Here is an 11,787-nt window from a genome sequence, read left to right as displayed (position 1 = left end):
TGACCGAATGCGTCGAAGCTGGATGAAAAAATGACGTGGCACACGTCGTTTTTCATGTATCGAGGATACATTTTGTGCCAATTTCGCGGCATTGAATCTGGCAATGCAGGTAGCGTCGACAGATAGATTTATTAGATGAACGACGAATGCGCAACCTCGTTCTTCTATACTGCCTAAGCACTTGTTTGTCAGTGCAGGACAGCTTGTCTGCCCGTTCGCGTACGGCGCAAAACGCGCCGCCGCGGCCTGCGCGGCGGCGCGTTTTGCGCCGTACCTGTCGCGGTGCCGGCCGACGATCGCGCCGGGCCGCATTTCAAGGAGCCTCGATGCCATATGTCCTGATCGTCGAAGACGATGCCGATACGCGAACGATGCTGGCCACGCTTGCGCGCACGCAGCAGCTTGCGTGCGATACGGCGGCCACGCTCGAAGAGGCGCGTACGCTGGTCTCGACGAATACGCCCGATCTCGTGCTGTGCGATCTCGTGCTGCCGGACGGCAACGGCATGGATCTGTTCGACGCGTTGCCCAAGCGCGCGCATTGCGAAATGGTGTTGACCACCGGCCACGCGAGCCTGGAAACCGCGATCGACGCATTGCGGCGCGGCGCGACCGACTATCTGGTGAAGCCGCTCAACATGCAGCGGCTGAACAGCATCTTTGCGCGCGTGCCGCGCACGACCGCGCTGCACGAGGAAATCGCGGAGCTGCGCTCGGAGCTGAAGCGCCTCGGCCGCTTCGGCCGCATGCTCGGCAGTTCGCCCGCGATGCAGGCCGTCTACGACGCGATCGGGCGTGTGGCGCGCACCGAGGCGTCGGTCCTGCTCACCGGCGAATCGGGCACCGGCAAGGAACTCGCCGCGCAGACCGTGCACGACCTGAGCCTGCGCCGCCGCGGTCCGTTCCTCGCGGTGAACTGCGGCGCGATCGCCGCGAACCTCGTCGAGAGCGAGATGTTCGGCCACGACCGCGGCAGCTTCACCGGCGCGGAGCGCCAGCACAAGGGCTTCTTCGAACGCGCGGACGGCGGCACGCTGTTTCTCGACGAGATCACCGAAATGCCGCTCGAGTCGCAGGTCAAGCTGTTGCGCGTGCTGGAAACGGGCCGCCTCACGCGACTCGGCTCGACGCGCGAGATCGACGTCGACGTGCGCATCGTTGCCGCGACGAACCGCGATCCGGAAGCCGCGATGGCGGACGGCAAACTGCGGCCCGACCTGTTTCACCGGATCAACGTGTTCCCGATTCCGCTGCCGTCGCTGCGCGAGCGCGGCGACGACATCCCGATGCTCGCGGATGCGTTCCTGCAGCGCTACAACGAGGAAAGCGGCCGCAACCTGCGTTTCGCGCCGGCCGCGCGCGAAGCGCTGAAGACCTACGAGTGGCCCGGCAACGTGCGTGAGCTGCGCAACTTCGTGCAGCGCGCGAGCATCTTCACCGATGGCGACGTGATCGACACGCTGCCGCCGCCGATCATGGACGAGCTGTCGAACATGGTCGATTCGCACGAGGATCGCGTGACGGTGCCGTTCGGCACGCCGCTCGAGGAAGTCGACCGCAAGCTGATCCTCGGCACGATCGCCCAGTGCGGCGGCGTGAAGGCGCAGGCGGCCGAGGTGCTCGACGTCAGCCTGAAGACGATCTACAACCGGCTCGCGCAACTGGAAGACGAAGCGGAAAAACCGGATTCCTGATGCCGTCGCGATCGCGCTCATGCTCCCGTTCCCGTATCACGACGCGTCTCGCGATCGAGACGGCGGCGCATGCGTTCGATCTGCGGCGCGATCGCACGCCGTTCGCGCAGGATCCACGGCAGGCCGGCGAACGTGCGCGCGATCGCGCGTTCGCGGCGCAGCAGCGGCAGCCGGCGCACGGTGTGCAGCCATGCTGGCGCGGCCGGCCACCGGAGCCATGCGGTCCACACCGCGTTGCGGGCGGCGACGCTGGCGCGTCCCGGCCCGTCCCGGCGCGGCGACGGGTAGTGATGCACCGTGAGATGAGACGCATACACGAGCCAGTGGCCGGCACCGTACAGGTCGAACGCGAGCAGCGCTTCCTCGCCGCCGAGGAAGTAGCGCGGGTGATAGCCGCCGGCTTGCACGAACGCGTCGCGCCGGAATGCGGTCGCGCCGGCCAGCAGCCCGAGGATTGGGGGGCCGGGCAGCGCGACGGGGGCGTCGAGCGGGCTGTCGGCCATCGTCCGACAGGTCGGGTCCTCGCGCTGTGCGGGGCCAACCAGCACGCGCGCCGTGACGGCCGCGACGTGCGGATACGCATCGAGCAGGTTCGCGGCTTCGGCGATCGAACCGGGCGCCCACCACGTGTCGTCGTCGCAGAACGCGACGTGGCGCGTGCGCGCGACGGCCGCGCCGAGATTGCGGCCGGCGGCCCCGAGATTGGCCGGCGCATGCACGAGCGTCGCGTGCGCGAAGCGGTCGCGAATCAGCGCGGCCGTCTCGTGGTCCGACGCATTGTCGACGACGACGATCGCCGGCCGGTCGGGCAGCGCGGTGAGTCGCGCCAGCGTGCGCGCGAGTTCGGCCGTGCGCCGGCAGGTCAGCACGACGGCGGTCACGCGCGGCTCGGCCGGCGGCAGTGCGACGCGCGCGGGCGTTACGCGGATGTGACGTCGCATGCGAGCCGCCAGTACGTTTCGGGTTGGTGGAGATCGGCGCGCATATGAGGCTCGAACAGCGCAACCTGGCTCGCGTACGCGGCGACGGCGGCGGCTTTCGCGGCGGCGCCGCGCGACTGGCTGCCGGCCGGTGCGCCGACCGGATGCGCGATCCAGCCGCGTTCGCGCCAGTCGATCACGCGTTGGGCCATCAGGCCGCGGATACGGCGATACGGCACGTCTTCGTAGAAGCGCCAGACGCGCGACGCGTGCTCCGGCATGTCCGCGTTGTGCGGCAGCAGCGACAGCACGGCCTGCTGCACCTTCAGGTGATCGCGATGGAACAGGCCAACCGGCGCAAGCACGCCGAAGCCGTCGTGGGTATCGATCGCATCGGCCACGCGCGCGGCGATGGCGGTCGAGGCGGCCGGCACGCCGTACTGGTCGTCGAGGAAGTCGAGCCAGACGGGGTGCGCGCCGAGCAGTGCGAGCGCGCGGGCGTCCTCGGCGCGGCGCGCGCGCACGGCTTCGTCGGCGAAGTCGAAGCCGGCGCGGCGATCCCAGGGCGGTGCGGGCGTGCCGCGCGGCGGAATGCCCGCGAAGACGGTGACGACGATCGAACCGGGCGCTTGCGCGAGCAGTTGACCGCAACTGAAGACGGCATCGTCGAGATGCGGCGAGACGACGAGCCAGCGTGTCGGAATGTTCATGACGTGACGGTTCCCGTGGTGGGCGGCTGCGCCGCGGGTTCCGACGGGCCCGCACGCGCCGTGCCTGCCCGTCGTCGGTGTTCCCGCGAGGAGCGTGTTCGATGATCGACTTGATCCGGCCGCCGGCCGGAAACTACGCAACGGCGGTGATGCTGGTCGCGATCGCGACCGTGCTGCAGGCGCTCGCGATCCGTTTCGGCGGCGTGAACCTGCCGTTCGCTCTGTACTACCCGCTGCTCGCCGGCGCCGCATGGGCGACGTCCTTCCTGTTCGGCGTCGTGTCGACCGTCGTGAGTGGATTGCTCGTGTGGACGCTGTTCCTGTCCGATCCGGCCGCCTATCCCGCCCCGCTGCCCGAACGGCTTGTGCAGCTCGGTACTTTCTTGCTCGTCGGTGCGCTGGTTTGCGCGATCGCGTCGATGTTGCGACACACTCGGGTCGCGAACGACCGCGTGCGCCGCCACGAGGCCGCCGCGCGCCGGCAGCTCGAAGCGGTGCTGCGCGCGCTGCCGCACGGCGTGATCGCGACCGATACGAAAGGGCGGGTGACCTACATCAACGCAGCGGCGGCCGAACTCGCGGGCTGCCGGCCGGACGACGCGGCGGGGCGGCCCGTGCGCGACGTGCTGAAAATCGTCGACCGTGACGGGCGCCGCGTGCAGACGACGCCGCTCGACCGCGCGCTCGATGGCGCGGACGCCGTGTCCGACCGGCACTGGCTGAAACCGGATGGCGCTGGCGAGCCGGTACCGATCGTCGAGGTGGCGTCGCCGCTCGGCGACGCGGACGGCAACGTCGGCGGCGCGGTGCTGCTGCTGCGCGACGCCGGCGCGGATCGCGCGCGCGTCGACGCGGCGCGGTTGCAGCATGCGGTCGTCGACGCGTCGCCGGATGCGATCGTCGGCATCGACGCGAGCGGTCGCATTGCCAGCTGGAATGCAGCCGCTCAGCGGATCTTCGGCTACGACGAGGCGGACGCGCGCGGCCGCATGTTCGACACGTTGATCGCGATGCGCTGGTTGCGGCGCAATCCGCTGACCGCATCGTTCGACGCGATGCGCGAACCGGTCGGGCCGCTCGAGTTGCTGTGCGTGCGGCGCGACGGCCGGCGTTTTCGCGCGACCATGTCGGCGTGCCCGGTACGCGGCAACGCGCGCGAATGCGTCGCGCTGTCGCTGACATTGCGCGAAACCGGTGCGCAGCGCCGTCGCGACCTCCGCGCACAGCGTTCGCTGCAGGGCGCGCGCGATGCGCGCGACCAAGCTGACACGTCGAACCGGCTGAAGGACGAACTGCTGGCGACGGTATCGCACGAACTGCGCACGCCGCTGAACGTGATCTACGGCTGGATCGAGGTGCTGCGCAATTCCGGCGATCACGCGCTGCAGCACCAGGCCGTCGACGCGATCGACCGCAGCGCGCGCTCGCTCACGCGGATGGTCGGCGACATTCTCGATGCATCGTCGCTCGCGACCGGCAAGCTGCGGCTCGACACGACGCCAGTCGACCTCGTGCGGCTGTTTTCCGATTCGGTAGGCACGTTCCAGACGGCCGCGTCGTCGGCCGGCATCGCGCTCGAATTCGATTGCGACGCCGCGTCGTGCATCGTGTCGGGTGACGCCGAGCGCTTGCGGCAGATGCTGTCGAACCTCACGTCGAATGCGCTGAAATTCACGCCGGGCGGCGGCAGCGTGACGGTCCGGCTCGCGCGCGACGACACGCGCGCGGTATTGACCGTCGCCGATACCGGGCAGGGCGTCGCGCCGGAATTCGTCCCGTACGTTTTCGACATGTTCCGCCGCGCGGACGATTCGCCCGCATCGTCGCGGCGCGGGCTTGGACTTGGCCTGTCGATCGTGCGGCATATCGCCGAACTGCACGGCGGCCGCGTGACCGTGGCGAGCGCGGGCCGCAATCGCGGCACGACCTTCACGGTGACGCTGCCTGCCGGCTGGCAACCCGCTGGCGCGATGGCGTGGGGCATCGCGCAGGCGGTCAGGGAGCCGCGCGAGCCGTTCGCGCTCGATGCGCAGCGGATCCTGATCGTCGACGACGATGCGACGACGCGCGCGAGCCTCACGGCCGCGCTGACCACCTTCGGCGCGGCCGTCGCGATCGCGTCGTCGGGCCGCGAGGCGCTCGCGGTGGCCGCCGACATGCGGCCGACCGTGGTGCTGTCCGATCTCGCGATGCCCGACGGCGACGGCTTCTGGCTGCTCGACGCGTTGCGGCGCGGGTCGACGAACGGCAGCGGCGGCCAGGCCGACGTGTGCGTGCTGGCCGTCACCGCGCACGCGGGACCCGCCGACGAACGTCGCGCGCTGGAGGCGGGGTTCGACGGTTACCTGTGCAAGCCGGTCGACGTGCGCGAGCTGGCAAGCAAGATCGCGCACGCGACGAAGCGCGACGGCTGACGCGCCGGCCGGGGCCGACAAGGCGTCACGTCGCGGGAGCCGGCCGGTTCTGCGTATGCACCTGCGCGAGCAGGTGCGACGCGATCCGCGTGCTGCGCACGAGGTCGCCGGGCGCATGGTGCGTGACCTGGCGCTGGATGAAATACCGGGCGGTGTGCGCGAGCCCGTTCGCCAGCGGCGTCGTCGCACGCCAGCCGAGCCGCCGATGCGCGGCGTCCAGGTTCGGCCGCCGCTGGCGCGGATCGTCGGACGGCAGCGGCCGGAACTCGATCGGCACCGTCGTGCCGACGATCCGCACGACCTCGCGCGCGACGTCGATCATCGCGATCTCGACGTCGCTGCCGAGATTGACCGGCTCGCACGCATCTCCCGGCTCCGCCATCAGCCGCATCAGCGCATCGACCATGTCGTCCACGTAGCAGAACGAGCGCGTCTGCCGGCCGTCGCCATACACGGTCAGCGGCGCTTCGGCGAGCGCCTGCGTGACGAAGTTCGACACGACGCGTCCGTCGGCCGGATGCATGCGCGGGCCGTAAGTGTTGAAGATCCGCGCGATCCGCACGTCGACGCCGTACTGGCGGTGATAGTCCATGAACAGCGTTTCCGCGCAGCGCTTGCCTTCGTCGTAGCACGCACGGACACCGGTCGGGTTCACGCGGCCGCAATATCCTTCGTCCTGCGGATGGACATCGGGGTCGCCGTACACCTCGCTCGTCGACGCCTGCAGGATGCGCGCCTTCACGCGCTTCGCGAGGCCGAGCAGGTTGATCGCGCCGTGTACGCTGGTTTTCGTCGTCTGCACGGGATCGCGCTGGTAGTGGACGGGCGACGCGGGGCACGCGAGGTTGTAGATCTCGTCGACCTCGACATAGAGCGGAAACGTCACGTCGTGCCGCATCAGTTCGAAGTTGGGGGCGTCGAGCAGGTGCGCGATGTTGTCGCGGGTGCCCGTGTAGAAGTTGTCGACGCACAGCACGTCGTCGCCGGCCGTCACGAGGCGTTCGCACAGATGCGAACCGAGAAAGCCGGCGCCGCCGGTCACGAGCACGCGTTTTCGATCGTAGCCCTTCATTACGTATTCTCCTTGCGGTGGGCGAGTAAGCCCGGCGTGGCGGCCACGGGCGTGCGCCGGCCGGTGCCGGCCGAGGTGCCGGCGCGCTGCGGGTGCGCGACGTCGCGGTAGATGTCGACGAGCCGGTCGGCCACGCCTTGCCACGTGTAGTGCCGGTGCGCGCGCAGGTAGCCGGCGCGCCCGAGGGCCTCGCACAGATCCGGTTGCGCACGCAACTGCACGAGGCGCGCGGCCAGCGCGGCCGGGTCGCGCGGCGGCACCAGGTAGCCGGTCGTGCCGTCGTCGACCGTCGTGCGGATGCCGCCCACGTCGCTGCCGATCACCGGCGTCGCGCAGGCCATCGCCTCGACCGGGGTGATGCCGAACGGCTCGTACCACGGCGTCGTCACGAACACGTCGGCGGCGCTGTAGTACAGGTGCAGCGCGTCGCGCTCGCGCCGGCCGACGAAGGTCACGCGGTTGGCGATCCCCAGTTCGTGCGCGAACGCGGCGAGCCGCGCGAGTTCCGGATCGCGCGCGGGGTCGGGCGTCGCCTGGCTGCCGCCGACGACATAGAGGTGCGTCGGCCGCCGCGGATCGCGCGGCATGCGCGCGAGCGCGTCGATCACCGTGTCGATACCCTTGCGCGGCACGAGGCGGCCGAGCTGCAGCACGACGAACGCGTCCTGCCGCCAGCCGAGCCGCGCGCGCGCATCGACGCGCGGCACCGGCCGGATTTCCTGAAGATCGAAACCGCACGGCACGATCTCGATGCGGGTCTTGTCGGCGCGATAGTGCGTGATCAGGTCGAGCGCGTCCTGCGGGCATTCGGCGATCAGGCGATCCGAGCGCCGCGCGAGCGTGTCCTCGATCGCGAAACGCGCGTCCGGGAACCCGTCGGCCGCGCCCTGGTGCAGGCGCCGCACGCGGCCGAGCGCGTGGAACGTGGTGACGAACGGAATGCCGAGCTGCCGCTTCACGCGCAGCGCGACGTCGCCGGACATGAAGAAGTTCGCGTGCATCACGTCGACCGGGTGGGGTTCGCGCCGCATGCGCGCGATCATCGCGTCCGCGAACGCGACCATGTACGGCAACAGCTTCTCCTTGGGCACGTCCGACGGCGGTCCGGCCCGCACGTGGATCACGCGCATGCGCGTGCCGATCGGCACGACGTCCGGCAGGTGCGGATTGTCGCAACGCGTGTAGACGTCGACGTCGAGCCCGCGCTCGGCCAGTTGCTTCGCGACGTTCGCGACATAGATGTTCTGGCCGCCGGCGTCGACACCGCCGATCACCCCCAGCGGCGACGCATGTTCACTGATCAACGCGATTCTTTGCATGGCATTGCTCCCGGTATCGGGGCCGCGCAGACGGGCCGCCGTTGTCGCTCGTTCGGCAAACGGCATGCCCGGTGCTTTGCCGGGGAAACCGCTTCCCGGCGTGCCGAAAAAATTACAACGCGTTGGATGAAAGGGCGTCCGATCGCGGTTTCCCGCGTCCTTGCGCCGCTGTCGGCACGGCACACGACTTGCGCGGGGAATACGCACCCGCCGGCCAGGCCGGCCTGACAAAAGGAGGTCACGATGAAGTCATTCCCGCTGCAAGCCCGCTCTCCCCGAAACCGCCGTCGGCACGCGTTGCGCGCCGGCATGGCGGTCGCGATCGCCGCCGCCGCGGCGTGCGCGGTAATCGCGCCGAACGCGATCGCGGCAGGCGACGACGCCGCCGCCTCGTCGTCATCGCAGTCGAGCACGGGCACGAAGATTCGCGACGCGACGATCACGACCAAGGCGAAAGCCGAACTCGTCGGCACGAGCGGCCTGTCGGCCGGCGACATCCACGTGAAGACGCGGCACGGCACGGTGACGCTCACCGGCAGCGTGCCGGACGAGCAGCAACGCACGCAGGCCGTGAGCGTCGTGAAGCAGGTCGACGGCGTGCAGGGCGTGCGCGATCAATTGACTATCCGGCCCAAGTAACGGGCGCCGCGCCCAGGGAGTCCAGTGATGAACTGCATGCTCAAACCGGTCGGCGAACAGACGATCGTGATCACCGGCGCGACGAGCGGCATCGGCCTCGTCACCGCGCGCAAGGCGGCACGGCGCGGCGCGAAGCTCGTGCTGTTCGCGCGCAACGAGGACGCGTTGAACACGCTGTGCGAGGAAATCCGCCAGCACGGCGGCCTGGCGGTGCCGGTCGCCGGCGACGTCGGCAACGTCGAGGATCTGCAGCGCGCGGCCGCGCAAGCGGCCGACACCTACGGCGGCTTCGACACGTGGGTCAACAACGCGGGCGTGTCGATCTTCGGCACGGCGGCCGCGGTGCCGCTCGAGGACCAGCGGCGGCTGTTCGACACCAACTACTGGGGCGTCGTGCACGGCTCGCTCGTCGCGGCCGATCATTTCCGGCGCAAGCGCGATTTCCATGGCGGCGCGATCATCAACATGGGCAGCGAGGCATCCGATGCGCCGGTGCCGCTGCAGAGCGCGTACGTCGCATCGAAGCATGCGGTGAAGGGTTTCACCGATTCGCTGCGGCTCGAGATGGAGTCGGACCGTCTGCCGGTGTCGATCACGCTGATCAAGCCGGCCGCGATCGACACGATGTTCGTGATGCACGCGAAGAACTACATGAACGTCGAGGCGAAGCTGCCGCCGCCGATCTACGACCCCGATCTCGTCGCCGACGCGATCCTGTTCGCGGCCGCGCACCCGCGCCGCACGCTGTTCGTCGGCGGTGCCGCGAAATTCACGTCGGCGAGCGCGTATCACGCGCCGCGCCTGTTCGATCGCGTGGCGGCCACGCTGTTCTCGCGCGGCCAGCGCACGGTGCGGCCGGCACGGCCGCGCGACGACAACGCGTTGTACGAGTCGCGCCACGCGCTGCACGAGCGCGAAGGGATGGACGGCCCGGTGCTGCGCGGCTGCGCGTACAACGCGGTGGTGCAGCGGCCGAAGGTGGCCGGCGCGGTCGCGCTGGGCGCGGCGGCGCTCGTGTTCGCCGCGCTGGCGCGTTCGCGCCGGACATCCACATGATTTCATTCATTTGCAAAGGAGTTCGACATGACATCCCGACAACACACGGGCCACGAATACAGCCATTCGCGCGCGCACGAAGGCGAGCGCGTGCAGCAGGACCACGACAAGGGCGGCCACCAGACTGGGCACGGCAAGGCGCCGAGCCCGGTCGACGTGCAGAAGGCGCTGAAGGGCATGGACTATCCGGCGAGCAAGGCGGAAGTCGTCCAGTGCGCGGAACGTTCGCACGCGGACGCCGGTGTGCTCGACATGCTGCGCCGGATTCCCGATCGCGAGTACGCGACGCCGGCGTCGGTATCGAAGGAACTCGGGCGGCTGATGTAAGTGCCGCCGCGTCGCGCCGCGCGGGTTGCCGCGCGCGGCGCCTGACCCGTCACGAGGAGGACGAGCATGGCGATGATCGTCGCAGGCCGCTTCACGACGTTCGATGAAGCGGAAGGTGGGGCGCGCCACCTTTACGAGCGCGCGTTCGGCCCGGACGACGTATCGATCTTCTTTCTGAATCCGGGCGGCCAGCATGCGCGCTTTCCGATCGGCGGCGACGTGTATGCCGATACGGCGGCGAAGCCGGGCGGCCGCGGCGCGATGATCGGTGCGATGCGCGGGTTGCTGATCGGCGCCGCGGTGGGGCTGGTCGTCTATGCGGTCGGCGTGCGCTACTGGTTCGTGCCCGCGGCCGGCGCGCTGGCCGGCGCGTATCTCGGCGCGTTCGGCGGCGCGCTCGGCCGGATGCGCGGCGAGCCGGCCGAAGGCAAGGGCACGCTCGCGCGGAGCGAAACGGGCGTGATTCTCGCCGCGCGCGTGACGCCCGACACGGCGAGCACGGCCGAAGACGTGCTGCGCGCGACTGGCGCGCGCTCGATCGAGCGCGTCGAAGGCGACTGGCAGGACGGCGAATGGCGCGATTTCGACCCGGTGCGCCGGCCGGACGAACCCGCGTCGGGCGGCCCGCGCTGAGTACGCGCTTTCCTGCATGCGCTTGCAACGCCGACCGGGAAAACGCGGCAGCAGCGCCGCGCGCCCGCGGGTCGCGCGCGGCATGCCGCTTGCGCAACAGGAATGGCACCCGTTCAAGGAGGAACCGATGACTACCGCACAGACGCCCCCGCCCCAGCAGCAAAGCCATCAACCGGGCACCGAACGCGACATGCATCCGAAGCCGCGCGACGACGCGGCCGACTACGTCGGCAGCGGCAAGCTGGCCGGCAAGGTCGCGCTCGTGACGGGCGGCGACAGCGGGATCGGCCGCGCGGTCGCGGTCGGTTTCGCGAAGGAAGGCGCGGATGTCGCGATCGTTTATCTGAAGGAGTCCGACGATGCGGCGCACACGAAGCGGCTGGTCGAGCAGGCCGGCCGGCGTTGCGAGGCGATCGCGTGCGACGTCGGCGAGCGCCGGCAGGCACGCGACGCGGTGGCGCGCACGGTCGAGCGGCTCGGCCGGCTCGACGTGCTGGTCAACAACGCGGGCGAGCAGCATCCGCAACCGGGCATCGAGGACGTGACCGAGGAACAGCTCGAACGCACCTTCCGCACGAACGTGTACGGCATGTTCTTCTGCACGCAGGCCGCGCTGCCGCATATGCAGCATGGCGGGCGGATCGTCAATACGGCGTCGGTGACGGCCTATCACGGCAGCCCGAGGCTGCCCGATTACTCGGCGACCAAGGGCGCGATCGTCGCGTTCACGCGTTCGCTGGCGATCGAGCTGGCCGAACGCGACATCCGCGTCAACGCAGTTGCGCCGGGGCCGATCTGGACGCCGCTGATCCCGTCAACCTTCACCGCCGAACAGGTCGGGAAGTTCGGCTCGAACGTGCCGCTCAAGCGGCCGGGGCAGCCGGACGAACTGATCGACTGCTACGTGCTGCTCGCGTCGGACGGCGCGAGCTACATGACGGGGCAGACGCTGCACCCGAACGGCGGCTCGATCGTCGGTGGCTGACGGCCGCCGGCGGCTTCC

At 69.8% G+C, this 11,787-nt stretch carries 11 protein-coding genes; 7 read left to right on the top strand and 4 right to left on the bottom strand.

The window, feature by feature from the left end; genetic code table 11:
- The first annotated feature begins 326 nt into the window (after positions 1-326).
- Positions 327-1,694 (top strand): sigma-54-dependent transcriptional regulator, encoded by a 1,368-nt coding sequence (locus WJ12_RS17110; RefSeq protein WP_034189967.1) that lies wholly within the window; start codon positions 327-329, stop codon positions 1,692-1,694.
- A 17-nt stretch (positions 1,695-1,711) separates the two neighbouring features.
- On the opposite strand, the gene WJ12_RS17105 is transcribed toward WJ12_RS17110, so the two are convergent.
- Both WJ12_RS17105 and WJ12_RS17100 read right to left on the bottom strand, forming a co-directional pair.
- Entirely contained in the window at positions 1,712-2,635 is a 924-nt protein-coding gene (locus WJ12_RS17105) for a glycosyltransferase family 2 protein (RefSeq protein ID WP_059561228.1), read from the bottom strand.
- Positions 2,614-3,324, bottom strand: coding sequence for a PIG-L family deacetylase (locus WJ12_RS17100; protein WP_059561225.1), 711 nt, complete (start codon positions 3,322-3,324; stop codon positions 2,614-2,616). The genes WJ12_RS17105 and WJ12_RS17100 overlap by 22 nt, the downstream gene beginning before the upstream one ends.
- A gap of 101 nt (positions 3,325-3,425) precedes the next feature.
- On the opposite strand from WJ12_RS17100, the gene WJ12_RS17095 reads away from it, so the two are divergent.
- Positions 3,426-5,738 (top strand): hybrid sensor histidine kinase/response regulator, encoded by a 2,313-nt coding sequence (locus tag WJ12_RS17095; RefSeq protein ID WP_059561222.1) that lies wholly within the window; start codon positions 3,426-3,428, stop codon positions 5,736-5,738.
- A gap of 25 nt (positions 5,739-5,763) precedes the next feature.
- On the opposite strand, the gene WJ12_RS17090 is transcribed toward WJ12_RS17095, so the two are convergent.
- Both WJ12_RS17090 and WJ12_RS17085 read right to left on the bottom strand, forming a co-directional pair.
- Positions 5,764-6,810 carry a UDP-glucuronic acid decarboxylase family protein gene (locus WJ12_RS17090; protein ID WP_034189971.1) on the bottom strand — a complete coding sequence of 349 codons (1,047 nt, stop codon included), beginning with the start codon at positions 6,808-6,810 and terminating at the stop codon, positions 5,764-5,766.
- Positions 6,810-8,129, bottom strand: coding sequence for a glycosyltransferase family 4 protein (locus WJ12_RS17085; protein ID WP_049035078.1), 1,320 nt, complete (start codon positions 8,127-8,129; stop codon positions 6,810-6,812). Before WJ12_RS17085 ends, WJ12_RS17090 begins: the two co-directional genes overlap by 1 nt.
- A 243-nt stretch (positions 8,130-8,372) precedes the next feature.
- On the opposite strand from WJ12_RS17085, the gene WJ12_RS17080 reads away from it, so the two are divergent.
- The 5 genes from WJ12_RS17080 (at position 8,373) to WJ12_RS17060 (ending at position 11,769) form a co-directional block, all read left to right on the top strand.
- Positions 8,373-8,768 (top strand): BON domain-containing protein, encoded by a 396-nt coding sequence (locus WJ12_RS17080; protein ID WP_059561218.1) that lies wholly within the window; start codon positions 8,373-8,375, stop codon positions 8,766-8,768.
- A 27-nt stretch (positions 8,769-8,795) separates the two neighbouring features.
- Positions 8,796-9,824 carry an SDR family oxidoreductase gene (locus WJ12_RS17075; RefSeq protein ID WP_034189973.1) on the top strand — a complete coding sequence of 343 codons (1,029 nt, stop codon included), beginning with the start codon at positions 8,796-8,798 and terminating at the stop codon, positions 9,822-9,824.
- A 27-nt stretch (positions 9,825-9,851) separates the two neighbouring features.
- Positions 9,852-10,151 carry a DUF2795 domain-containing protein gene (locus tag WJ12_RS17070; RefSeq protein WP_049035074.1) on the top strand — a complete coding sequence of 100 codons (300 nt, stop codon included), beginning with the start codon at positions 9,852-9,854 and terminating at the stop codon, positions 10,149-10,151.
- Between the two features lie 66 nt (positions 10,152-10,217).
- The gene (locus WJ12_RS17065) at positions 10,218-10,784 is read left to right on the top strand and encodes a hypothetical protein (RefSeq protein ID WP_034189975.1); all 567 of its coding nucleotides are present in this window, start codon (positions 10,218-10,220) and stop codon (positions 10,782-10,784) included.
- A gap of 127 nt (positions 10,785-10,911) precedes the next feature.
- Positions 10,912-11,769 carry an SDR family oxidoreductase gene (locus WJ12_RS17060; protein ID WP_059561382.1) on the top strand — a complete coding sequence of 286 codons (858 nt, stop codon included), beginning with the start codon at positions 10,912-10,914 and terminating at the stop codon, positions 11,767-11,769.
- Positions 11,770-11,787: the final 18 nt, after the last annotated feature.

The sequence above is a fragment of the Burkholderia seminalis genome (assembly GCF_001718535.1).
Taxonomy (GTDB): domain Bacteria; phylum Pseudomonadota; class Gammaproteobacteria; order Burkholderiales; family Burkholderiaceae; genus Burkholderia; species Burkholderia seminalis.
Note: the sequence above shows the minus strand (reverse complement) of the source record. Positions and strands in the feature narration are given on the sequence as shown.